We start from the raw sequence: 21,360 nt of genomic DNA, 5'->3' as shown, positions 1-21,360 counted from the left end.
CGCGCGACGCGCTTTCCGCCGCGGGCACCGGCTTGCCCGCGCCGCGCGGAAGGCGCGGCCGGCGCGCTGGATTCACTTTGGGATGACGATGAAAAAGACTGCTCTCGACTTCTGGGTCGGCCTGTTTGTGGTGCTGGGCTTCGTAGCGCTGCTGTTCCTGGCGCTGAAGGCCGGCAACATGAGCTCGTTGTCGTTTCAGGCAACTTACCCGGTCAAGCTGAAGTTCGACAATATCGGTGGCCTGAAAGCGCGTGCGCCGGTGAAGAGCGCGGGCGTGACGGTCGGCCGGGTGGATTCGATCGGCTTCGACAGCAACTCGTACCAGGCCGTCGTAACGATCGATCTGGACAAGCAATACCCGTTTCCGAAAGACACCTCCGCCAAGATCCTGACCTCGGGCCTGCTCGGTGAGCAGTACATCGGTCTCGAACCGGGCGGCGATAGTGAAATGCTGAAAGCAGGCGACACGATCTCGATGACCCAGTCGGCCATCGTGCTCGAGAACCTGATTGGACAATTCCTCTATAGCAAGGCGGCAGATTCGGGCGCCGCCAAGTCGGGCGCATCCGCTGCGGCCGCCGCGCCGGCGGCACCGGCACCGGCCGTGCCTGCGGGCGCGTCGGGTCAATAAGGAGAACAAGAATGCAGACCATGCGCGTCCGTTTCTCGGCGCTCGCTTTCGGCGCGGCCATGCTGGCCGGCTGTGCGACCGTCCAGAACCCCACCAAGGGCGATCCGCTCGAGGGTGTAAACCGCACGATCTTCAAGTTCAACGACAAGGTCGATCAGTACGCGCTGAAGCCGGTCGCCAAGGGCTACGTGTACATCACGCCGCAGCCGGTGCGCGACAGCGTGACGAACTTCTTCTCGAATATCGGTGACGTCTACGTGGCAGCCAACAACCTGCTGCAACTGAAGATCACCGATGGCGTGGAAGACATCATGCGGATCGTCATCAACACCACGTTCGGTGTGGGCGGCCTGTTCGACGTCGCCACGCTCGCGAAACTGCCGAAGCACGACAACGACCTGGGTCTCACGCTCGGTCACTATGGCGTGCCGGCGGGTCCGTACCTCGTGTTGCCGCTGTTCGGGCCGAGCACGGTGCGCGACGCGGTGGGGTCGATTGGTGCTTACTACGTCAATCCGCTGTCGTACATTCATCCGGATGGCCTGAGTTGGGCGCTGTATGGCGTGAACATCGTCAATACGCGGGCTAACCTGCTGAGCGCGAGCGACGTGCTGGAAGGCGCGGCGCTCGACAAGTACTCGTTCGTGCGCAACGCCTATCTGCAGCGCCGCAACTACCTGCTCGCGCAAGGCAAGAGCGGCGGCAACGCCGCGCTGCCGGATTACGGCGACAACGCGCCGTTGCCCAAGTATGACGACGTGGACGGCAGCGCCGCAGCGCCGGCGGCGGGCGCCACCGCAGCCTCCGCTCCGGGCGCGGCTTCGGCGCCGGGCACGGCGTCTGCTCCTGCCAACCCAGCGGCGCCGCAGGGCGCTTCGGGTTCGGGCGCCACCGCTGCCACCGTGGCGCCGGCTTCCGGTACGCCGGCCACGCCGCCGCTGGATATGAACGGCGGTCCCGAGAACGATCAGGTTCCGGCCGATCAGGTGGTGCCGCCGCGGCTTAACTTCCCGACATTCAAATTGCGTTGAGGTCGCAGCCGTAACACCTGGAAACGACTCTCGCAGTTTGCGCGTGGATCGCGGATGAACTCGCGTGCTATTGTCGGTTCCAAGGTGTGCACTGCACTATTCCTCTTGCCAGGCTTAATATGAAAAAATTCTTCCTCGTTCCGTTTTTTGCCGCATTGTTTTCCTTCGGTAGCGTGGCCCATGCGCAAGCGGTCGACACCAGCGCGCCCGACGCGCTGATCAAGACCGTCACCCAGCAGGTGGTGGACCAGGTCCGCAGCGACAAGTCGATCCAGCAGGGCGACATTTCGCACATCACGCAACTCGTCAACGAGAAGATCCTGCCGTACACGGACTTCCGCCGCACCACGCAACTGGCAATGGGCCGCAACTGGCGTGCTGCCACGCCGGCGCAGCAGGACGCCGTGGTCGAGCAGTTCAAGATGCTGCTGATCCGCACGTATTCGGGCGCGCTGGCGCAGGTCAAAGACCAGCAGATCCAGTACAAGCCGTTCCGCATGAACCCGGACGATACCGACACGGTGGTCCGTTCGGTGGTGATGAACAACGGCTCGCCGGTGGAACTCGACTACCGTCTGTACAAGACGCCGCAAGGCTGGCGCGTGTATGACATCAACGTGCTCGGCGCATGGCTCATTCAGGCGTATCAGCAGCAGTTCAACGAGCAGATCCAGCAGCACGGCGTGGACGGCCTGATCCAGTTCCTCACGCAGCGTAACCAGCAACTCGCTGCGGGCAAGCAGTCGTGAGCTCAGCGGTGAACGCCGGGGTCCGCCCAACGGCGGGCCGTTTCGAAACCGGCACGACGCTGACCCACGCGAGCGCGAAGGCCGCGCTCGCCGCCGGGCTGCAGCGGATCGCGGCGGGTGCGACCGGCGTCGATTGCGCGCCGCTCGCGCAGTTCGATTCGTCGGCGCTTGCCGTGCTGATCGCATGGCAGCGGGCCGCCCAGGCACGCGGCGCCGCGCTTGATATCGTCAATCTGCCGGCTGGTCTCGCCAGCCTCGCGCATGCCTACGGCGTCGATACGCTGGTCTCCGAGCGACATTGACGCTCTGCTGACGCTTCGCGCGTCGCCTTCCAATCCCCTCGGCAAAGTCTGCCGGTCAGACTTTGCCCTATAATCAAACGTTTTTTGGGGTTCAGGTTTGACTTTGGCGAACCCCAATTTCGTTCCCTTCCAGCACTTTGCGCACCTATCAGGCGCCGTCATCCAACGCGGCGCACAGTCATGCCAGCCATAGAAATTCGTAACGTCAAGAAGCGCTACAAAGATCTTCAGGCGCTCAAGGGCGTCAGCCTCACGGTCGAAGAAGGCGAGTTTTTCGGACTGCTCGGTCCGAACGGTGCGGGCAAAACGACGCTGATCAGCATACTCGCCGGTCTCGCGCGCGCCGATGAAGGCCATATCGCGGTACGCGGCCACGACGTGGTCAGCGATTTCCGCGACGCGCGCCGCGCGCTCGGCGTCGTGCCGCAGGAACTCGTGTTCGATCCGTTCTTCACGGTGCGCGAAACCTTGCGCATCCAGTCCGGCTATTTCGGCCTGCGCAATAACGACGCGTGGATCGACGAGGTGATGGCCAATCTCGATCTCACCGAAAAAGCCGACGTCAACATGCGCGCGCTGTCGGGCGGCATGAAGCGCCGCGTGCTGGTCGCACAGGCGCTGGTGCACCGGCCGCCGGTGATCGTGCTCGACGAGCCCACTGCGGGTGTCGACGTCGAACTGCGTCAGACCTTGTGGAAATTCATCTCGCGCCTGAATCGCGAGGGCCACACGATCGTGCTGACCACGCACTATCTGGAAGAGGCGGAGTCGCTGTGCGACCGGATCGCCATGCTGCGGCGCGGCGAGGTGGTGGCGCTCGAGCGCACCAGCGCGCTGCTGCAACGCTTTGCCGGCATGCAACTGTTCCTGCGCTTTACCGAAGGCGTGCTGCCGGCCGAACTGCGTCCGCTCGAAGTCGACGCGCACGCGGGCAACGGCAATGGCCGGCAACATCTGCTGCGCCTTGCGAGCTATGACGACGTCGAGCGGATTCTCGCGCAATGCCGCAGCGCAGGCTGCAAATTGGAAGAAGTCGAGGTGCGCAAAGCCGACCTCGAAGATGTCTTCGTTCAGGTGATGAACGGTCCGGAAGTGATCGAGGGGCTTGCATGAGCGGGTTTAACGGATTTCGCACGCTGTTTTACAAGGAAATTCTGCGTTTCTGGAAGGTCGCCTTCCAGACGGTTCTGGCTCCGGTGATCACCGCGCTGTTGTACCTGACCATCTTCGGCCACGCGCTGCGCGGCCATGTGCAGGTCTACCCGGGCGTCGAATACACGAGCTTCCTGATCCCCGGCCTCGTGATGATGAGCGTGTTGCAGAACGCGTTCGCCAACAGTTCGTCCTCGCTAATCCAGTCGAAAATCACCGGCAACCTGGTGTTCGTGCTACTGCCGCCGCTGTCCCACTATGAGATGTACTGCGCGTATGTGCTGGCTTCGGTGGTGCGCGGGCTGGCGGTCGGCTTCGGCGTGTTTATCGTGACCATCTGGTTCGTGCCGCTCAGTTTCAGCGCGCCACTGATGATCGTCGCCTTTGCCGTGCTGGGCGCGGGGATACTCGGCACGCTCGGTCTGATCGCCGGCATCTGGGCCGAGAAGTTCGACCAGCTCGCCGCGTTCCAGAATTTTCTGATCATGCCGCTCACGTTCCTGTCGGGCGTGTTTTATTCGACCCACACGCTGCCGCCTGTATGGCGTGAAGTGTCGCGGCTGAATCCCTTTTTCTACATGATCGACGGCTTTCGCTACGGTTTCTTCGGGGTCTCGGATATCGATCCGCTCGTGAGCCTGGGCATTGTCGCCGGTTTCTTCGTGGTGCTGGCCGTGGTGGCGATGCGCATGCTCGCCTCCGGCTACAAACTGCGCCACTGACGAGGAGCTTTCCCCATGTTGCCGACTCCCGAACAGGTCAAGCAATACATCGCGGTTGGGCTCGCCTGCGAGCATCTCGAAGTCGAAGGCGACGGTCAGCATTTCTTCGCGACCATCGTTTCGCCGAGCTTCGAAGGCAAGCGGCTGATCCAGCGGCATCAACTCGTCTATGCGGCGCTCGGCGACCGCATGCGCGAAGAAATTCACGCGCTCAGCATGAAGACGCTGACGCCCGCCGAATGGCAAAACGCGTAATCTGGAAAGTTAGTGCGAATTACACAAGACAGGCGCGAAGCCGGTAGCGGCGCCGCCGCAGCAAGCAATGCAGCCCCGGCGGCAGGCCGGATCGATCAGGAGACGACAGGTATGGACAAACTCGTCATTGAAGGCGGCCAGCGGCTGGCCGGTGAGATCGTGGTGTCGGGGGCGAAGAACGCCGCCTTGCCGATCCTGTGCGCCGGCTTGCTGAGCGCGGAACCGGTACATCTCGAAAACGTGCCGGATCTGCAGGACGTCCGTACCACGCTCAAGCTGCTCAACCAGATGGGCGTGCGCACGGAAGCGGGTGAGGGACGGGTGTCGCTGGACGCCTCGAAGGTCGACAACCTCGTCGCGCCGTATGAACTGGTGAAGACGATGCGCGCCTCGATCCTCGTGCTCGGGCCGCTGCTCGCGCGCTTCGGCGAAGCGAAGGTGTCGCTGCCGGGCGGCTGCGCCATCGGCGCACGGCCGGTCGACCAGCACATCAAGGGTCTGCAGGCGATGGGCGCGGACATCGCCATCGAACATGGCTTTATCGAAGCGCGGGCGAAACGCCTGAAGGGCGCGCGCATCGTCACCGACATGATCACCGTCACCGGCACCGAGAATCTGCTGATGGCGGCGGTGCTGGCCGACGGCGAAACGGTCATCGAGAACGCCGCGCGCGAGCCGGAAGTGGGCGACCTCGCGCATCTGCTGGTCGCCATGGGCGCGCAGATCGACGGCATCGGCACCGACCGTCTGGTGATCCAGGGCGTCGACAAACTGCACGGCGCGAAACATACGGTGATTCCCGACCGCATCGAAGCGGGCACGTTCCTGTGCGCGGTCGCGGCGGCGGGCGGCGACGTGATCCTGCGCAAGGTGCGTCCGCTGATCCTCGAAGCGGTGACGGAAAAGCTGCGCGAAGCCGGCGTGACGATCGAGGAAGGCGACGACTGGATGCGCGTGCGCATGGACCGGCGTCCGCATGCGGTGGGCGTGCGCACTTCCGAATACCCGGCGTTCCCGACCGACATGCAGGCGCAGTTCATGGCGCTCAACGCCATTGCCGACGGCACGTCGCAGGTGGTCGAGACGATCTTCGAAAACCGCTTCATGCACGTGCAGGAACTGAACCGTCTCGGCGCCAGCATCACGATCGACGGCAATACGGCGCTGGTGAGCGGCGTCGCCAGGCTGTCGGGCGCCAAGGTGATGGCGACCGACCTGCGTGCATCGGCGAGTCTCGTGATCGCCGGCCTGTGCGCCGAGGGTGAGACGCTGATCGACCGCATCTATCACCTCGACCGCGGCTACGACCGGATGGAGTCGAAGCTGACGGCAGTCGGCGCGAAAGTGCGCCGCATCGCGGGGAGCCAGGCATGAGCGCGCAGCCGCAAACCTCGTCGTCGCCGGCCGTGAGCGCGCCGCTCACGCTGGCGCTGTCGAAAGGGCGTATCTTCGAAGAAACCTTGCCGCTGCTCGCCGCGGCGGGCGTCGAAGTGACCGAAGATCCGGAAACCTCGCGCAAGCTGATCCTGCCCACCACGGCTGCGAATCTGCGCGTGATTATCGTGCGCGCCACGGATGTGCCGACCTACGTCGAATACGGCGCGGCCGACTTCGGCGTAGCGGGTAAAGACGTGCTGCTCGAACACGGCGGCAGCGGCCTGTATCAGCCGGTGGACCTCGATATCGCGCGGTGCCGGATGTCGGTGGCCGTAGCGGCGGGCTTCGATTACGAGAACGCGGTGCGCCAGGGCGCGCGTCTGCGTGTGGCCACCAAATACGTGGAAACCGCGCGCCAGCATTTCGCCTCGAAGGGCGTGCACGTCGACCTGATCAAGCTGTACGGTTCGATGGAACTCGCGCCGCTCGTGGGCCTCGCCGACGCGATCGTCGACTTGGTCAGCTCGGGCGGCACGTTGCGGGCGAACAACCTTGTCGAGGTGGAAGAGATCATGCAGATCTCTTCGCGCCTCGTCGTGAATCAGGCGGCGCTCAAGCTCAAGCGCGCCGCGCTGCGGCCGTTCCTCGACGCGTTCGAACGCGCGTCGCGGCGCGCCGATGCGGCTGCCTGAGCGCGCCTGATCTGGCCTGACGTAGCTTGAGAGGCGTCAGGCGCGCCTTACCGAAACGGATACCAGCATGTCTATCAAGATTCGCAAACTCGATTCCAGTGCTCCCGACTTCCAGAAGGCGTTGCACGCGGTGCTCGCGTTCGAGGCGAGCGAAGACGAAGCGATCGAAAAGTCGGTTGCGCAGATTCTGGCCGACGTGAAGACGCGCGGCGACGCCGCCGTACTCGAATACACCAATCGCTTCGACCGGCTGGAGGCGACCAGCGTCGCCGCGCTCGAACTGCCGATGACGGAACTCGAAGCCGCGCTGGAAGGGCTCGACCCGCGCCGCCGCGCCGCGCTCGAAGCGGCCGCCGCCCGCGTGCGCGGCTATCACGAGAAGCAGAAGATCGAATGCGGCAGCCATAGCTGGCAGTACACCGAAGCGGACGGCACCGTGCTGGGCCAGAAGGTCACGCCACTCGACCGCGCCGGCATCTATGTGCCGGGCGGCAAGGCTGCGTATCCGTCGTCGGTGTTGATGAACGCGATTCCGGCGCGCGTCGCCGGCGTGCGCGAAATCGTCATGGTCGTGCCCACGCCCGACGGCGTGAAGAATCCGCTGGTGCTGGCGGCGGCGCTGCTGGGTGGCGTCGACCGCGTGTTTACCATCGGCGGCGCGCAGGCCGTGGGCGCATTGGCGTATGGCACCGCCACCGTGCCCGCCGTCGACAAGATCTGCGGCCCCGGCAACGCGTATGTCGCGTCGGCCAAGCGTCGCGTGTTCGGCACGGTCGGCATCGACATGATCGCCGGTCCTTCCGAGATCCTGGTGCTATGCGACGGCACCACCGATCCGCGCTGGGTCGCCATGGACCTGTTCTCGCAAGCCGAGCACGACGAACTCGCGCAATCCATCCTGCTATGCCCGGACGACGCTTTCATTGCCCGCGTGCATGACGCGATCAACGAACTGCTGCCCACCATGCCGCGCCGCGACGTGATCCGCGCCTCGCTGGAAGGGCGCGGCGCGCTGATCAAGGTGCGCGACATGGCCGAAGCCTGCGCGATCGCCAACGACATCGCCCCGGAGCACCTCGAAATCTCCGCGCTGGAGCCGCATCAGTGGGGCAAGCTGATTCGCCACGCCGGCGCGATCTTCCTCGGCCGCTACACCAGCGAAAGCCTCGGCGACTATTGCGCGGGGCCGAATCACGTGCTGCCTACGTCGCGTACCGCACGGTTCTCCTCGCCGCTTGGGGTCTATGATTTCTTCAAGCGTTCGAGTGTGATCGAAGTCAGCGCGGAAGGCGCGCAGACGCTCGGTGAGATCGCAGCGGAGCTGGCTTACGGCGAAGGACTGCCGGCGCATGCCCGCAGCGCCGAGTACCGGATGAAGCAGAACGGCTGAGCGCGCCGGCCTGACGCAAGCCAGGCATCGCATCACCTCAATTGACCAATCGGGGCGGCTTTCGGGCCGTCCTTGCATGACCGGTGCGCTGTGCGATCCGGTCCGCCTACCCATGACGACACCTCAAGACATCATTCGCCGCGACGTCCTCGCGATGACGAGCTATCCGGTTCCGGACGCCACGGGCTACGTGAAGCTCGACGCGATGGAAAACCCGTTCTCCTTGCCGGCGCCGCTTGCCGCGCAACTCGGCGAACATCTGGCGGGTGTCGCGCTGAACCGCTATCCGGCACCGCGTCCGGAAGCGCTGCTCGAAAAGATCAAGCGCACGATGGGCGTGCCCGCGAACTGCGAAGTGCTGCTCGGCAACGGTTCGGATGAAATCATCAGCATGATGTCGATGGCCTGCGCCCAGCCGGGCGCCAAGGTGCTCGCGCCGGTGCCTGGCTTCGTGATGTATCAGGTGTCGGCGAAACTGGCGCAACTGGAGTTCGTCGGCGTGCCGCTCAAGGCCGACTTCACGCTCGACACCGAAGCGATGCTCGCCGCGATTGCCGAGCATCGGCCCGCCATCGTCTATCTGGCCTATCCGAACAATCCGACCGGCACGCTCTACGACGCCGCCGACATGGAACGCATCATCGCCGCCGCAAACCAGAGCCTGGTGGTGATCGACGAGGCCTACCAGCCGTTTGCGCAGCAAAGCTGGCTGCCGCGCGCCGACGCATTCGACAACGTGGTGGTGATGCGCACGGTCTCGAAGCTCGGCCTCGCCGGCATCCGCCTCGGCTACCTGGTCGGACGCGCGGCCTGGCTTACCGAATTCGACAAGGTGCGGCCGCCCTACAACATCAATGTGCTGACGCAAGCCACCGCCGATTTCCTGCTCGACCACCTCGACGTGCTCGACGCCCAGGCCGCGCAACTGCGCGAGGAGCGCACGAAACTGGCGCTGGCCGTGGGTCAGTTGCCGGGTGCCCAAGTGTTTCCGAGCGCCGGCAACTTCCTGCTGGTGCGGGTGCCTGACGCATCCGTTATGTTCGAAACGCTGCTTTCTGCACGGGTTTTGATCAAAAACGTGAGTAAAATGCATCCATTGCTGGCCAATTGCGTGCGTCTGACGGTCGGTTCACCTGACGAAAACGCGCAACTGCTGGCCGCACTGCAACTCGTGCTGCATTAAACGGCGTGCCGTCGCGCCGCGCACCGCATGGCGGGCGCGGCGTTTGGCGTTCCCCCCACAGCCTTTCTTTCATAGTCAGATTCGAGGAATTACCATGCGCCAGGCGGAAGTCGTTCGCGACACTAGCGAAACGCAGATCCGTATCAAGATCAATCTGGACGGCACCGGCAAGCAACAGCTCGCCACCGGCGTGCCGTTCCTCGACCACATGCTCGACCAGATCGCGCGGCATGGGTTGATTGATCTGGACATCGAAGCGCATGGCGACACGCAGATCGACGATCATCATACGGTCGAAGACGTCGGCATCACGCTGGGGCAGGCGGTCGCGAAGGCGGTCGGCGACAAGAAGGGCATCCGTCGCTACGGTCATTCTTACGTGCCGCTCGACGAAGCCCTGTCGCGTGTCGTGATCGATTTTTCCGGCCGTCCGGGCCTCGAATTCCATGTGCCGTTCACGCGCGCGCGCATCGGCACGTTCGACGTCGACCTTTCCATCGAATTCTTCCGCGGCTTCGTGAATCACGCCGGCGTGACGCTTCATATCGACAACCTGCGCGGCCTGAATGCCCATCATCAGATGGAAACCGTGTTCAAGGCCTTCGGCCGGGCCTTGCGCATGGCGGTTGAGCTGGATGATCGCGCGGCGGGACAGATTCCGTCGACCAAGGGTAGCCTGTAAGCACCCCACGGCCCGCCGCACTGCCTGGCAAGGCGTGCGACGGCCCAAACCTGGGGCGTCACTGCCTGACCTGAAATGAAAACTTCGATTGCGATTGTGGATTACGGAATGGGCAACCTGCGTTCGGTCGCCCAGGCGCTGCGCAAGGCCGCGCCGGAAGCGGAGGTGGCGATCGTCGACCAGCCGGAAGCGATTCGCGCCGCCGACCGCGTCGTGTTGCCCGGCCAGGGCGCGATGCCCGATTGCATGCGCAGCCTCGGCGAATCCGGCCTGCAGGAGGCGGTCATCGAAGCCTCGCGCAGCAAGCCGCTGATGGGCGTGTGCGTGGGCGAGCAGATGCTGTTCGACTGGAGCGCCGAGGGCGACACGCCCGGCCTCGGGCTGTTGCCCGGCAAGGTGTTGCGCTTCGATCTGGAAGGCCAGTTGCAGGACGACGGCTCGCGCTTCAAGGTCCCGCAGATGGGCTGGAACCGCGTGCGTCAGACTTTGCCGCATCCGCTGTGGGACGGCGTCGCGGATGGCAGTTTCTTCTACTTCGTGCATAGCTATTACGTGCAGCCGGACAACGCCGCGCATACCTCCGGCGAGACCGTGTACGGCGTGCCCTTTACCTCGGCGGTGGCGCGGGATAACATCTTTGCAACCCAATTCCATCCGGAAAAGAGCGCTGAAGCGGGTCTGCGTGTGTATCGAAACTTCGTGCACTGGAACCCGTGAGCGCCTACCGTCACTGTTCCGTTTCACCGCGCCCGCGTGCCTGAGGCACGTGCGCCGGGCTCCTCAAAGAGTTGTACTAAACTAGCGAAACGGCGGCCGAGCGGCCTGATCCGGCTTTCCCGGCGCCGCCCGACCTTAAACCTTCTTCCCTGACTAGACCCGATTGCTATGCTGCTGATTCCCGCCATCGACCTGAAAGATGGTCAGTGTGTCCGCCTCAAACAGGGCGACATGGACCAGGCGACGATTTTTTCCGAGGAACCGGCGGCGATGGCCCGACATTGGGTCGACCGCGGCGCCCGGCGCCTGCACCTCGTCGACCTGAACGGCGCATTTGCCGGTAAGCCGAAGAACGAAGACGCGATCCGCGCGATCATCGAGGAAGTCGGTGGCGAGATTCCCGTCCAGCTGGGCGGCGGCATCCGCGACCTGAACACCATCGAGCGCTATCTGGACGACGGTCTGTCGTATGTGATCATCGGCACGGCGGCGGTGAAGAATCCGGGGTTCCTGCAGGACGCCTGCACGGCGTTCGGCGGCCACATCATTGTGGGCCTCGACGCCAAAGACGGCAAAGTGGCCACGGACGGCTGGAGCAAGCTGACCGGCCACGAAGTTGCCGATCTTGCGCGCAAGTTCGAGGACTATGGCTGCGAATCGATCATTTATACTGATATCGGCCGCGACGGCATGCTGCAAGGTGTCAACATCGACGCGACGGTGCGTCTCGCGCGCGCGGTGAAGATTCCGGTCATCGCGAGCGGCGGCCTGTCGAATCTCGCGGACATCGAAGCGCTCTGCGAAGTGGAAGTCGAAGGCATCGAAGGCGTGATCTGCGGGCGCGCCATCTATTCGGGCGATCTCGACTTTGCGGCCGCCCAGACCCTTGCCGACAAGCTGCGCGAGTCGGACGACGCCTGAATACGGGGCGCAGCACGACCGCCTGGTAGCGCCGGGCCCGAGAGCCCGGCACGGCAGCCACGCGCGCCGGCACAGCGCCGCCCCAAGGTGGGCGGCCTCATCAGCGGTATTGGCAGAATTTGCACGATCATGGCTCTAGCTAAACGCATCATCCCCTGTCTCGACGTCACGGCTGGCCGCGTGGTCAAGGGCGTCAACTTCGTCGAATTGCGCGATGCGGGCGATCCGGTCGAAATTGCCCGTCGCTACGACGAGCAGGGTGCCGACGAACTCACCTTCCTCGACATCACCGCCACCTCCGATCAGCGCGACTTGATCCTGCCGATCATCGAAGCGGTGGCGTCGCAGGTATTCATTCCGCTGACGGTCGGCGGCGGCGTGCGCGCGGTCGAAGACGTGCGGCGTCTGCTGAATGCGGGGGCGGACAAGATCAGCATGAATTCGTCGGCCGTGGCGAATCCGCAACTGGTGCGCGACGCCACGGATAAGTACGGCTCGCAATGCATCGTGGTAGCGATCGACGCCAAGCGTGTTTCCGCCGACGGCGAAACGCCGCGCTGGGAAGTCTTCACGCACGGCGGGCGCAAGGCGACCGGGCTGGAAGCGGTCGAATGGGCGCGCAAGATGGCCGAACTCGGCGCCGGCGAAATCCTGCTCACCAGCATGGACCGCGACGGCACCAAGAGCGGCTTCGATCTGGCGCTTACGCGCGCGGTGTCCGATGCGGTTTCGATTCCGGTGATCGCCTCGGGCGGCGTCGGCTCGCTGCAGCATCTGGCCGACGGCATCAAGGACGGTCACGCGGACGCCGTGCTGGCCGCCAGCATCTTCCACTACGGCGAACACACGGTCGGCGAAGCCAAGCGCTTCATGGCCGATCAAGGCATTTCAGTGAGGTTGTGACGTGGTGAATCCTACGGCTGTGGACTGGCTCGACAAGGTGAAGTGGGACGCGAACGGCCTCGTGCCGGTGATCGCCCAGGAAGCCGCCAGCAACGACGTGCTGATGTTCGCGTGGATGAACCGCGAGGCGCTCGCCAAAACCATCGAAACGCAGCGCGCGGTGTATTTCTCGCGCTCGCGTCAGCGGCTGTGGTTCAAGGGCGAAGAGTCCGGCCACGTGCAGCACGTGCATGAAGTGCGGCTTGATTGCGACGAAGACGTCGTGCTGCTGAAGGTCGAGCAGGTGTCGGGCATTGCCTGCCACACGGGCCGCCATTCGTGCTTTTTCCAGAAATTCGAAGGGACGGTCGAAGACGGCGACTGGGTCGCGGTCGAACCCGTCCTGAAAGACCCCGAACACATCTACAAATGACGCAAAACTCGCAATCGACGCACGACACGCTGCTGCGCCTCGCCGCCGTAATCGACGGCCGCAAGGGCGGCGACCCCGACGTTTCTTATGTGTCACGCCTGTTCCATAAGGGCGACGACGCGGTCCTGAAGAAAATCGGCGAGGAAGCCACCGAAGTCGTACTCGCCGCCAAGGACGTGCGCCAGGGCGGCGCGCCCGCCGCGCTGGTGGGCGAAGTGGCCGATCTGTGGTTCCATTGCCTCGTGATGCTGTCGCACTTCGACCTGAGCCCGGCCGACGTGCTCGCCGAACTTGAGCGCCGCGAGGGTATGTCGGGCATCGAAGAGAAAGCGCTGCGCAAGAGCCGCGAGCGCGAGCAACAGGGCGATTGATTCGCCCTGCGGATCAACCGGACGCCGCCAACCGGCAGCAACCGGAATGCGCAAACCGCAGGCCAACAGGAAGGAGGACGCAAGCATGGAACAGTCGCCGGGCGAATATCCGCGGCCCGCTTACCGTAATGCCCTCGAATCCGACCGCGAACGCAGCGCCCGTACCCTCACCCACGTGCTGTACGCGCTCTACGCGGTGTACTGGCTGACGGGCGGCATCTCGGTGCTGATCGCCATCATCATCAATTATGTGAAGCGGCCGGATGTCGCCGGCACGCCTTACGAAGCGCATTTCCAGTGGCAGATGCGCACCTTCTGGTGGTGCATGCTGGGCTATCTGATCGGCGGCCTGCTGTTTTTCGTCGTGATCGGCATTCCGGTCCTGTGGGCTGTCGGGATCTGGATGTTGTACCGTATCATCAAGGGCTGGCTGTTTCTGTACGATAACAAGCCGCTGCTGAATCCGCGGGCGTGGTTCTGACGCCAGGCCGCTCTGCCCGCACGTTTGCGCTTCAGGACCTCCATGAGCCACGATTCAAACTGCCTTTTCTGCAAGATCGCCGCGGGCGAAATTCCTTCGACCAAAGTCCACGAGGACGACGAGTTCGTCGCCTTCCGCGACATTCGCCCGGCGGCCGAAACCCATGTGCTGGTGATTCCGCGCAAGCACATCGAAACGCTGTCGAACTGCACCGAAAGCGATGCGCCGCTGCTTGGTAGAATGCTTGTATTGGTGGCGCGTCTGGCCGCGCAGCTTGGCGTCGCCTACAGCGGCGGCGAGACCGGCTTTCGCACGGTAATCAATACCGGGCCGGGCGGCGGTCAGGAGGTGTATCACCTGCATGCGCATATTCTGGCGGGGCCGCGCCCGTGGCAACGGATGGGGTGACGTGCCGGGCGTCCGTTGCGAACGCGCACGTTACAAGCGTATTCATTGGGCGCCTGAACTGCGTATGATGGCGGACGGCGGCGCGAAGGCAGCTTCAGGGCATTTTTCTCTGGCAATGTAATGAGGCCGTCGCGGTTGCCCGGACACAATCAGGCATGCTGAGGGCCGCTGCGCCGAATCTGAAGCAGCGGCGGCAACGTATAGATGAGGCGCACGCGCTTCGATTCGAGCCGTAAGGCGCAGATGTTCGACGCGTGCAAACGCATTGTCGGGGTTAAGGAGAGTAGTCATGGGTTCGTTGAGTATTTGGCACTGGCTGATCGTTTTGCTGATCGTGGCACTGGTCTTCGGCACGAAGAAGCTGCGCAATATCGGCACCGATCTGGGCGGCGCAGTGAAGGGTTTCAAGGAAGGCATGAAAGAAGCGGAGACTCCGGCCGGCGACGCGCAACAGCGCGAGCTGCCGCGCACCGACACGGTGGATGTCGACGCCAAAGAAAAGACACCGCGCTCGAGCGACTACCGCTAAGCCGCGGTCCATCCGCGTACTGACGGGAACCCCACTTCATGCTGGACCTCGGTCTAACCAAGATGGCGCTGATCGGCGTCGTCGCGCTGGTCGTACTCGGGCCGGAGCGGCTGCCGCGCGTCGCCCGCACGGCGGGGGCGCTGTTTGGCCGTGCGCAACGGTATATCAACGACGTGAAGGCCGAAGTCACGCGTGAAATCGAGCTCGACGAATTGCGCCGTATGAAAAGCGAGTTCGAAACGGCGGCGAGCAACGTCGAAACCTCGGTTCACGACAACCTGCGCAAGCATGAAAGCGAACTGAACGACGCGTGGAATTCGGGTTCGCCGGTGAGCCCGAGCATTGCCGGCGGCGCGCTGGAAGGCGCCGCGGGTAACAACAACCTCATGACCAGTTCGACCTCCTGGCGCGCCGCATCCCCTGCGGCGCCCAAACGCAAGAACTGGCGTGTCAAGCAGACTGCCATGCCGACGTGGTACAAGCGTGCCACCGCCCGCCGCACGCGGGTGCAGTCGGGCGCGGCGCGCGTGGCGCGTCATACGCCGGTGAGCCTGCGCCGGCCGACGCGCTTCTTCTGATGACCCTACCGATAATCTCCTACCGAGGGCCGGTGTGAGCGACCCCCAGCAAACCCAGAGCGAAGGCGCTGAAGAGACCTTCATCTCGCATCTCGTCGAACTGCGTGATCGCATCATCCGCGCCGGCATTGCCGTCATCGTGGTGTTTCTCGGGCTCGTCTACTGGGCGCCGGACATCTTCAGGCTGCTCGCGCGGCCCTTGATGGTGAATCTGCCGAAAGACGGCAAGCTGATCGTCACCGACGTCACCGGCTCGTTCTTCGTGCCGATGAAGGTGACCATGATGGTGGCGCTGGTGATTGCGCTGCCGGTGGTGCTGTACCAGATCTGGGCGTTCGTCGCGCCGGGGCTTTACCAGCACGAGAAAAAGCTGGTGGTGCCGCTGGTGGGCAGCAGCTACATCCTGTTCCTGTGCGGCATGGCGTTCGCCTACTTCGTGGTGTTCCCCACCATTTTCCGCGTGATGGCGCACTACAACGCGCCGCTCGGCGCGGCCATGAACACGGACATCGACAACTATCTCAGTTTCGTGCTGACCATGTTCATCGCGTTCGGGGTGACGTTCGAAGTCCCGATTGTGGTCGTGCTGCTGGTGCGGATGGGCATTGTGACGGTCAAGAAGCTGCGTCAGATCCGTCCGTATGTGATCGTCGGGGCGTTCGTGGTGTCGGCAGTGGTGACGCCGCCTGACGTGTTCTCGCAGCTCATTCTCGCGCTGCCGCTGATCGTGCTTTATGAGGCGGGGATCGTCGCGGCGCGCCTGATTGTCGGCAAGCAGAAGGAAATCGCGGATGACGGGGAGCAGGCGGCGAGCTGAGGGCGGCAACGCCTTGCCTCAACCCCCATCGTCGTCCTGATCGCCGCCGCTATCGTCCGTCGGCTGTTTCGGCGGCGGCGGGCGCTTGCCGATCATCACGTCCAGATCCAGCTCGCGGTTCTTGCGCACCAGATGGATCTTCGCGCTGGAACCCGGTTTGATCTGCGCGATCAGGTTCAGCAGACGCGTGGTATCGGTGATGTCCTGACCGTCCACGCTGACGAGAATGTCACCCGGCTTGATGCCGGCACGGTCGGCCGGCCCGTTCTTCAGCACGCCCGCCACGATTGCTCCCGACTTCTGCTCCAACCCGAACGACTCGGCAATCTCCGGTGTCACGTCCTGCGGCTCGACGCCGATCCAGCCGCGCGTCACCGAGCCGGTGGTAATGATGCTCTCCAGCACGCTGCGCGCCGTCGACACAGGAATCGCAAAGCCGATCCCCAGCGAGCCGCCCGAACGCGAATAGATCGCGGTGTTGATGCCGAGCAGATTGCCGTTCACGTCCACCAGCGCGCCGCCCGAGTTGCCGGGATTGATGGCCGCGTCGGTCTGGATGAAGTTTTCGAAGGTGTTGATGCCGAGGTGATTGCGGCCGAGCGCGCTGACAATCCCCATGGTGACCGTCTGGCCGACCCCGAACGGGTTGCCGATGGCCAGCACCACGTCGCCCACGCGCGTCTGGTCCATGCGGCCGAGCGTGATGGTGGGCAGGTTGGTGAGGTTCACCTTCAGCACGGCCAGATCCGTCTCCGGATCGACGCCGATCACCTTGGCGGTGGTGGTGCGGCCGTCGGCGAGCGCGATTTCGATCTGATCCGCGCCGTCGACCACGTGCTGGTTCGTTAGAATGTAACCTTCCGAACTCACTATGACACCCGAGCCGAGATTTGCTGCGGGCTGTTCCTGCTGTTTGTTGTTGTTCTTGTTGCCGAAGAAGTAACGAAACAGCGGATCTTTCGCGCGAGGGTCGGGCGGCAAAGAGCCGTCCTTGCTCGAAAACACGTTGACGACCGCGGGGGACGCCTTCTGCGCGGCGTCGGCATAGGATGCCTGTGCAGGGCCGCTGCTACCGATGCCAGGTGCCACCTCCCGCAGCGCGACGATCGGTTCGGCGAGCTGCTTGCCGAACTGCCCCTGGCGTTGCAGCCATTGCGGTTTGAGCGTGGCAATGATGAACATCAGTGCCAACAGCACGGTCACCGCTTGGGCAAAGAACAGCCAAAAGCGTCTAAGCATCTGAAGATTAGAGGATTATATGGATCGGATCGAACTTGAATTGTATCTGAACAAAGTCCTTGAAACCGCGCGCTTCAAGGACTACTGCCCGAACGGCCTGCAGGTCGAAGGGCGGCGCCGGGTCAACAAGCTGGCGACCGGCGTCACCGCCTCGCTGGCCTTCCTGGAGGCGGCGCTCGATTGGGGCGCCGACGCCGTGCTGGTTCATCATGGCTACTTCTGGCGCAACGAGCCGGCGCAGATTACCGGCCGCAAATATAACCGCCTGAAGCTGCTGCTCGGCAACGACCTGAACCTGTTCGCCTACCATCTGCCGCTCGACGACCATCCCGAATTCGGCAACAACGCGCAACTCGGCGCGAAGATGGGCTGGATCGGCGAGTCGCGCTTCGGCGACAACGACCTCGGCTGGATGACCACGTTGCCGATGCCGGTCACGCTCGCGCACTTTACCGCGGAGGTCGAGGAGACGCTCGGCCGCACGCCGCTCGCGTTCGGCGACCCGGACGTCGAATTGCGGCGCGTCGCCTGGTGCACGGGCGCCGCGCAAGGCTACTTCAACGCGGCGATCGAAGCCGGCGCCGACGTGTTCCTCACCGGTGAAGTCTCCGAACCCAGCATGCATACCGCGCAGGAAAGCGGCGTGGCGTTTCTGGCCGCTGGCCATCATGCAACCGAGCGTTTCGGCGTGCAGGCGTTGGGCGCGCATCTGTCGGAATCATTTGATATCGAACACCTCTTTATTGATATTCACAATCCCGTGTGATTACTGAACTAAACCGCACGAAATACACAGGGCCCACTTAAAAGAAACTCCAGAAAAGTTTCTGATTCGTGCGGGGAAACCCTTGGATATCAAAGACTTCGCATGGTTTTTGGCATTCGGGCCTTGTAAATGACGACTCCATTCGAGCAAACTAGCGTCGGTAGAAGCGACGTGAAGGAAAAATCCAACTCAGAAGTGGGGCGTGTGATGCGAGACAAAGAAGATGAGCTCGTCGACGGCGGCCGGCGTACGTGGCTGATAGCGACGACCGTAGCAGGTGGCATAGGAGGCGTTGCCACTGTCGTACCCTTTGTTAGTTCGTTTGCACCATCTGAAAAGGCCAAGGCAGCCGGCGCGCCGGTCGAGGCCGATATCAGCAATCTGAAGCCGGGCGACATGATGACCGTTGCCTGGCGCGGCAAGCCGGTCTGGATCATCAACCGTACCGACAAGATGCTCGCCGACGTGCAGAAAGCCGATAACGAAGTTGCCGATCCCCATACCGAACATCCCTTCTCGATGCCGTTGCCGGAATACTGCAACAACGAATTCCGCTCGCGGCCGGATCATAAGAACCTTCTCGTCGCCGTTGCCGTGTGTACCCATCTGGGCTGCACGCCGACGCCGCGTTTCCAGGAGGGCGCGCAGCCCAATCTTCCGGACGACTGGCCAGGCGGCTTTTTGTGTCCGTGCCACGGCTCGACCTACGATATGGCCGGCCGCGTCTTCAAGAACAAACCTGCGCCGCAAAACCTGGATATCCCGCCCTACATGTTCACGTCGGCTACCCAGCTCGTGATCGGCAAGGACGAGAAAGGAGAAGCGTAAATGGCGATCGAACACGAAGTGGAGACAACCGGGCTGGCCGGCTGGATCGACCGCCGTTTCCCGATGACCTCGACGTGGAAGAAGCACGTCTCCGAGTATTACGCGCCGAAAAATTTCAATTTCTGGTATTTCTTCGGCTCGCTCGCGCTGCTGGTGCTGGTCAACCAGATCGTCACCGGCATTTTCCTCACCATGAACTACAAGCCGGATTCGACGCTCGCGTTCGCCTCGGTCGAGTACATCATGCGCGAGGTGCCGTGGGGCTGGCTGATCCGCTACATGCACTCGACCGGCGCGTCGATGTTCTTCGTGGTGGTCTATCTGCACATGTTCCGCGGGCTGATGTACGGCTCGTATCGCAAGCCGCGCGAACTCGTGTGGATCTTCGGTTGCGCGATCTTCCTGTGCCTGATGGCGGAAGCCTTCTTCGGCTACCTGCTGCCGTGGGGCCAGATGTCGTTCTGGGGCGCACAGGTGATCGTCAACCTGTTCTCGGCGATTCCCTTCATCGGGCCGGATCTGTCGCTGTGGATTCGCGGCGATTACGTGGTGTCGGACGTCACGCTGAACCGCTTCTTCGCGTTTCACGTGATCGCGATTCCGCTGGTGCTGATCGGGCTGGTGGTGGCGCATCTGGTGGCGCTGCACGAAGTGGGCTCGAACAATCCGGACGGCATCGAGATCAAGGCGAAGAAGGACGAGAACGGCATTCCGCTCGACGGCATCCCGTTCCATCCGTACTACTCCGTGCACGACTTCATGGGCGTCTCGGTGTTCCTGCTGATCTTCGCGGCGATCATTTTTTTCGCGCCGGAGATGGGCGGCTACTTCCTCGAGGCGAACAACTTCGTGCCGGCCAACCCCTTGCAGACGCCGCCGGAAATCGCGCCGGTGTGGTACTTCACGGCGTTCTATGCGATGCTGCGCGCCACCACGGACCCGTTCAAGATCGTGCTGATGATCGTGATCGCGCTCCTCGGCGTGCTGGCGCTGCTGCGGGCGCGCGGCAAGTGGAAGGTGGGGCTGCCGGTGCTCGCCGTGCTGGTGATCCTGGCGATGTACTTCACCCAGTCGAAATTCTGGGGCGTGGTGGTGATGGGCAGCGCGGTGGTTTCGCTGTTCTTCCTGCCGTGGCTCGACCGCTCGCCGGTCAAGTCGATCCGCTACCGGCCATTCTTCCACAAGGTGTTTTACGGGATCTTCGTGCTGGTCTTTCTGACGCTGGCGTTCCTCGGAACCAAGCCGCCGTCACCCGCCGCGACGCTGATCGCGCAGGTCTGCGCGCTGATCTACTTTGCGTTTTTCCTTGGCATGCCGTTCTGGACGCGGCTTGGAACTTTCAGGCAGCCACCCGAACGTGTGCGGTTCAAGCCTCACTAATCGCCGGCCAAGGAGACACGAACATGAGAAAAATGCTTGCGAGGCTCGCGGTGATCGGGGCCGCATCGCTCACTCTGGCGCTCGCGCTGCTGGCCACGCCGGCCTATGCGGACGACAATTTCCCGCTCGACCGCGCGCCCGATAACGCGGACAATTTTGCTTCTTTGCAGCATGGCGCCAAATTGTTTGTAAACTACTGCCTGAATTGCCACAGTGCGAATCTGATGCGTTACAGCGCATTGACCAGTTTAGGCATTTCACCGCAGGAAATTCAGACAAACCTGCTTTTCACGACCGATAAAGTCGGCAACACGATGACGGTGGCCATGCAGCCGGGCGACGCGAAGTCGTGGTTCGGCACGGCGCCGCCGGATCTGTCAGTGGAAGCGCGGGCGCGTGGCCGCGATTGGCTTTACACGTATCTGCGCAGCTTTTATCGCGACGATACGCGGCCAACCGGCTGGAATAATCTGGTGTATGAAAACGTGAGCATGCCTCACGTGTTGTGGCAGCTTCAGGGGCAGCGCACGGCGAAGTTTGACGACGTCGTCGACGAAAGGAGCGGGGAAACAGTCCATAAATTCGTCGGCTACCAGCAGATCACGCCGGGGACGTTGTCGGCGGTGGATTATGATTCGGATGTGGCCGACCTCGTGTCGTACCTGTCCTGGATGTCCGAACCGACGCAGCAAACCCGCCACCGGCTTGGTGTGTGGGTGCTGTTTTTCCTCGGCATCCTGAGCTTTTTCGCCTGGCGATTGAACGCCGCGTACTGGAAAGATATCAAATAATCACGCCATAACCGGCGTGGGGCCGGCGCAAGGAAAAACCTGCTGGACGGTTT

General features: G+C 63.1%; 27 protein-coding genes. 26 read left to right on the top strand and 1 reads right to left on the bottom strand.

What is annotated here, in order from left to right:
* The first annotated feature begins 88 nt into the window (after nt 1-88).
* The 22 genes from mlaD (at nt 89) to tatC (ending at nt 16,303) form a co-directional block, all read left to right on the top strand.
* A complete protein-coding gene (gene mlaD / locus FQ755_RS03770) occupies nt 89-631 on the top strand; it encodes an outer membrane lipid asymmetry maintenance protein MlaD (protein ID WP_144151133.1) in 543 nt (180 codons plus the stop codon).
* An 11-nt stretch (nt 632-642) separates the two neighbouring features.
* Entirely contained in the window at nt 643-1,662 is a 1,020-nt protein-coding gene (locus FQ755_RS03765) for a VacJ family lipoprotein (RefSeq protein ID WP_144151130.1), read from the top strand.
* Between the two features lie 119 nt (nt 1,663-1,781).
* Entirely contained in the window at nt 1,782-2,411 is a 630-nt protein-coding gene (locus tag FQ755_RS03760) for a phospholipid-binding protein MlaC (protein ID WP_144151128.1), read from the top strand.
* A gap of 8 nt (nt 2,412-2,419) precedes the next feature.
* Nucleotides 2,420-2,713, top strand: coding sequence for a lipid asymmetry maintenance protein MlaB (locus FQ755_RS03755; protein WP_144151126.1), 294 nt, complete (start codon nt 2,420-2,422; stop codon nt 2,711-2,713).
* A 180-nt stretch (nt 2,714-2,893) separates the two neighbouring features.
* Entirely contained in the window at nt 2,894-3,826 is a 933-nt protein-coding gene (locus tag FQ755_RS03750; protein ID WP_144151125.1) for an ABC transporter ATP-binding protein, read from the top strand.
* Nucleotides 3,823-4,587 (top strand): ABC transporter permease, encoded by a 765-nt coding sequence (locus FQ755_RS03745; protein ID WP_144151123.1) that lies wholly within the window; start codon nt 3,823-3,825, stop codon nt 4,585-4,587. The genes FQ755_RS03750 and FQ755_RS03745 overlap by 4 nt, the downstream gene beginning before the upstream one ends.
* A gap of 15 nt (nt 4,588-4,602) precedes the next feature.
* Nucleotides 4,603-4,842: a BolA family protein gene (locus FQ755_RS03740; RefSeq protein ID WP_074262648.1), complete on the top strand. Its 240-nt coding sequence runs from the start codon at nt 4,603-4,605 to the stop codon at nt 4,840-4,842.
* Nucleotides 4,843-4,953: 111 nt separating this feature from the next.
* Nucleotides 4,954-6,216 carry a UDP-N-acetylglucosamine 1-carboxyvinyltransferase gene (gene murA / locus FQ755_RS03735; protein WP_144151121.1) on the top strand — a complete coding sequence of 421 codons (1,263 nt, stop codon included), beginning with the start codon at nt 4,954-4,956 and terminating at the stop codon, nt 6,214-6,216.
* Complete coding sequence (hisG, locus tag FQ755_RS03730; RefSeq protein ID WP_144151119.1) at nt 6,213-6,911, top strand: ATP phosphoribosyltransferase; 699 nt, start codon at nt 6,213-6,215, stop codon at nt 6,909-6,911. Before murA ends, hisG begins: the two co-directional genes overlap by 4 nt.
* Before the next feature lie 67 nt (nt 6,912-6,978).
* Nucleotides 6,979-8,301, top strand: coding sequence for a histidinol dehydrogenase (gene hisD / locus FQ755_RS03725; RefSeq protein WP_144151117.1), 1,323 nt, complete (start codon nt 6,979-6,981; stop codon nt 8,299-8,301).
* Nucleotides 8,302-8,413: 112 nt separating this feature from the next.
* The gene (gene hisC, locus FQ755_RS03720; RefSeq protein WP_144151115.1) at nt 8,414-9,484 is read left to right on the top strand and encodes a histidinol-phosphate transaminase; all 1,071 of its coding nucleotides are present in this window, start codon (nt 8,414-8,416) and stop codon (nt 9,482-9,484) included.
* A 94-nt stretch (nt 9,485-9,578) separates the two neighbouring features.
* Entirely contained in the window at nt 9,579-10,166 is a 588-nt protein-coding gene (gene hisB / locus FQ755_RS03715) for an imidazoleglycerol-phosphate dehydratase HisB (RefSeq protein WP_144151113.1), read from the top strand.
* Between the two features lie 75 nt (nt 10,167-10,241).
* Nucleotides 10,242-10,883 (top strand): imidazole glycerol phosphate synthase subunit HisH, encoded by a 642-nt coding sequence (hisH, locus tag FQ755_RS03710; protein ID WP_144151111.1) that lies wholly within the window; start codon nt 10,242-10,244, stop codon nt 10,881-10,883.
* 168 nt (nt 10,884-11,051) lie between these two features.
* Nucleotides 11,052-11,804, top strand: coding sequence for a 1-(5-phosphoribosyl)-5-[(5-phosphoribosylamino)methylideneamino]imidazole-4-carboxamide isomerase (hisA, locus tag FQ755_RS03705; RefSeq protein ID WP_144151109.1), 753 nt, complete (start codon nt 11,052-11,054; stop codon nt 11,802-11,804).
* A gap of 129 nt (nt 11,805-11,933) precedes the next feature.
* Nucleotides 11,934-12,707 carry an imidazole glycerol phosphate synthase subunit HisF gene (gene hisF, locus FQ755_RS03700; RefSeq protein ID WP_144151107.1) on the top strand — a complete coding sequence of 258 codons (774 nt, stop codon included), beginning with the start codon at nt 11,934-11,936 and terminating at the stop codon, nt 12,705-12,707.
* A gap of 1 nt (nt 12,708) precedes the next feature.
* Complete coding sequence (gene hisI / locus FQ755_RS03695) at nt 12,709-13,119, top strand: phosphoribosyl-AMP cyclohydrolase (RefSeq protein ID WP_186308409.1); 411 nt, start codon at nt 12,709-12,711, stop codon at nt 13,117-13,119.
* On the top strand, nt 13,116-13,490 hold the full coding sequence (locus FQ755_RS03690; protein ID WP_144151105.1) for a phosphoribosyl-ATP diphosphatase: 375 nt from the start codon (nt 13,116-13,118) through the stop codon (nt 13,488-13,490). The genes hisI and FQ755_RS03690 overlap by 4 nt, the downstream gene beginning before the upstream one ends.
* An 85-nt stretch (nt 13,491-13,575) precedes the next feature.
* Nucleotides 13,576-13,971, top strand: coding sequence for a DUF4870 family protein (locus FQ755_RS03685; RefSeq protein ID WP_144151103.1), 396 nt, complete (start codon nt 13,576-13,578; stop codon nt 13,969-13,971).
* 42 nt (nt 13,972-14,013) lie between these two features.
* On the top strand, nt 14,014-14,379 hold the full coding sequence (locus FQ755_RS03680; RefSeq protein WP_144151101.1) for a histidine triad nucleotide-binding protein: 366 nt from the start codon (nt 14,014-14,016) through the stop codon (nt 14,377-14,379).
* 289 nt (nt 14,380-14,668) lie between these two features.
* Complete coding sequence (tatA, locus tag FQ755_RS03675; protein WP_074301476.1) at nt 14,669-14,908, top strand: Sec-independent protein translocase subunit TatA; 240 nt, start codon at nt 14,669-14,671, stop codon at nt 14,906-14,908.
* Nucleotides 14,909-14,946: 38 nt separating this feature from the next.
* Entirely contained in the window at nt 14,947-15,486 is a 540-nt protein-coding gene (gene tatB / locus FQ755_RS03670) for a Sec-independent protein translocase protein TatB (protein WP_144151099.1), read from the top strand.
* Between the two features lie 34 nt (nt 15,487-15,520).
* A complete protein-coding gene (tatC, locus tag FQ755_RS03665; protein WP_144151097.1) occupies nt 15,521-16,303 on the top strand; it encodes a twin-arginine translocase subunit TatC in 783 nt (260 codons plus the stop codon).
* A gap of 18 nt (nt 16,304-16,321) precedes the next feature.
* On the opposite strand, the gene FQ755_RS03660 is transcribed toward tatC, so the two are convergent.
* Nucleotides 16,322-17,542, bottom strand: a complete 1,221-nt coding sequence (locus FQ755_RS03660; RefSeq protein WP_144151095.1) for a Do family serine endopeptidase — start codon at nt 17,540-17,542, stop codon at nt 16,322-16,324.
* A 19-nt stretch (nt 17,543-17,561) separates the two neighbouring features.
* Here FQ755_RS03660 and FQ755_RS03655 point away from each other — a divergent pair, with 19 nt between their 5' ends.
* The 4 genes from FQ755_RS03655 to FQ755_RS03640 all read left to right on the top strand — a co-directional run bounded on the left by FQ755_RS03655 (nt 17,562) and on the right by FQ755_RS03640 (nt 21,307).
* Nucleotides 17,562-18,308, top strand: coding sequence for a Nif3-like dinuclear metal center hexameric protein (locus tag FQ755_RS03655; RefSeq protein WP_144151092.1), 747 nt, complete (start codon nt 17,562-17,564; stop codon nt 18,306-18,308).
* A 207-nt stretch (nt 18,309-18,515) separates the two neighbouring features.
* Nucleotides 18,516-19,136, top strand: coding sequence for a ubiquinol-cytochrome c reductase iron-sulfur subunit (gene petA, locus FQ755_RS03650; RefSeq protein ID WP_144151227.1), 621 nt, complete (start codon nt 18,516-18,518; stop codon nt 19,134-19,136).
* Nucleotides 19,137-20,516: a cytochrome b gene (locus FQ755_RS03645; RefSeq protein WP_144151090.1), complete on the top strand. Its 1,380-nt coding sequence runs from the start codon at nt 19,137-19,139 to the stop codon at nt 20,514-20,516.
* Nucleotides 20,517-20,539: 23 nt separating this feature from the next.
* On the top strand, nt 20,540-21,307 hold the full coding sequence (locus FQ755_RS03640) for a cytochrome c1 (protein WP_144151088.1): 768 nt from the start codon (nt 20,540-20,542) through the stop codon (nt 21,305-21,307).
* The last annotated feature ends 53 nt before the right edge of the window (nt 21,308-21,360 follow it).

The sequence above is a fragment of the Paraburkholderia sp. BCC1885 genome, from assembly GCF_900996235.1.
Taxonomy (GTDB): domain Bacteria; phylum Pseudomonadota; class Gammaproteobacteria; order Burkholderiales; family Burkholderiaceae; genus Paraburkholderia.
The sequence above is the reverse complement of the archived record's forward strand: the minus strand, read 5'-3'. Positions and strand labels throughout refer to the sequence as shown.

Bases quoted from the DNA above. Each gene is read 5' to 3' on its own strand.
- mlaD (WP_144151133.1), top strand. From the start codon at position 89: ATGAAAAAGACTGCTCTCGACTTCTGGGTCGGCCTGTTTGTGGTGCTG.
- FQ755_RS03765 (WP_144151130.1), top strand. From the start codon at position 643: ATGCAGACCATGCGCGTCCGTTTCTCGGCGCTCGCTTTCGGCGCGGCC.
- FQ755_RS03760 (WP_144151128.1), top strand. From the start codon at position 1,782: ATGAAAAAATTCTTCCTCGTTCCGTTTTTTGCCGCATTGTTTTCCTTC.
- FQ755_RS03750 (WP_144151125.1), top strand. From the start codon at position 2,894: ATGCCAGCCATAGAAATTCGTAACGTCAAGAAGCGCTACAAAGATCTT.
- FQ755_RS03745 (WP_144151123.1), top strand. From the start codon at position 3,823: ATGAGCGGGTTTAACGGATTTCGCACGCTGTTTTACAAGGAAATTCTG.
- FQ755_RS03740 (WP_074262648.1), top strand. From the start codon at position 4,603: ATGTTGCCGACTCCCGAACAGGTCAAGCAATACATCGCGGTTGGGCTC.
- murA (WP_144151121.1), top strand. From the start codon at position 4,954: ATGGACAAACTCGTCATTGAAGGCGGCCAGCGGCTGGCCGGTGAGATC.
- hisG (WP_144151119.1), top strand. From the start codon at position 6,213: ATGAGCGCGCAGCCGCAAACCTCGTCGTCGCCGGCCGTGAGCGCGCCG.
- hisD (WP_144151117.1), top strand. From the start codon at position 6,979: ATGTCTATCAAGATTCGCAAACTCGATTCCAGTGCTCCCGACTTCCAG.
- hisC (WP_144151115.1), top strand. From the start codon at position 8,414: ATGACGACACCTCAAGACATCATTCGCCGCGACGTCCTCGCGATGACG.
- hisB (WP_144151113.1), top strand. From the start codon at position 9,579: ATGCGCCAGGCGGAAGTCGTTCGCGACACTAGCGAAACGCAGATCCGT.
- hisH (WP_144151111.1), top strand. From the start codon at position 10,242: ATGAAAACTTCGATTGCGATTGTGGATTACGGAATGGGCAACCTGCGT.
- hisA (WP_144151109.1), top strand. From the start codon at position 11,052: ATGCTGCTGATTCCCGCCATCGACCTGAAAGATGGTCAGTGTGTCCGC.
- hisF (WP_144151107.1), top strand. From the start codon at position 11,934: ATGGCTCTAGCTAAACGCATCATCCCCTGTCTCGACGTCACGGCTGGC.
- FQ755_RS03690 (WP_144151105.1), top strand. From the start codon at position 13,116: ATGACGCAAAACTCGCAATCGACGCACGACACGCTGCTGCGCCTCGCC.
- FQ755_RS03685 (WP_144151103.1), top strand. From the start codon at position 13,576: ATGGAACAGTCGCCGGGCGAATATCCGCGGCCCGCTTACCGTAATGCC.
- FQ755_RS03680 (WP_144151101.1), top strand. From the start codon at position 14,014: ATGAGCCACGATTCAAACTGCCTTTTCTGCAAGATCGCCGCGGGCGAA.
- tatA (WP_074301476.1), top strand. From the start codon at position 14,669: ATGGGTTCGTTGAGTATTTGGCACTGGCTGATCGTTTTGCTGATCGTG.
- tatB (WP_144151099.1), top strand. From the start codon at position 14,947: ATGCTGGACCTCGGTCTAACCAAGATGGCGCTGATCGGCGTCGTCGCG.
- FQ755_RS03660 (WP_144151095.1), bottom strand. From the start codon at position 17,542: ATGCTTAGACGCTTTTGGCTGTTCTTTGCCCAAGCGGTGACCGTGCTG.
- FQ755_RS03655 (WP_144151092.1), top strand. From the start codon at position 17,562: ATGGATCGGATCGAACTTGAATTGTATCTGAACAAAGTCCTTGAAACC.
- petA (WP_144151227.1), top strand. From the start codon at position 18,516: ATGCGAGACAAAGAAGATGAGCTCGTCGACGGCGGCCGGCGTACGTGG.
- FQ755_RS03645 (WP_144151090.1), top strand. From the start codon at position 19,137: ATGGCGATCGAACACGAAGTGGAGACAACCGGGCTGGCCGGCTGGATC.
- FQ755_RS03640 (WP_144151088.1), top strand. From the start codon at position 20,540: ATGAGAAAAATGCTTGCGAGGCTCGCGGTGATCGGGGCCGCATCGCTC.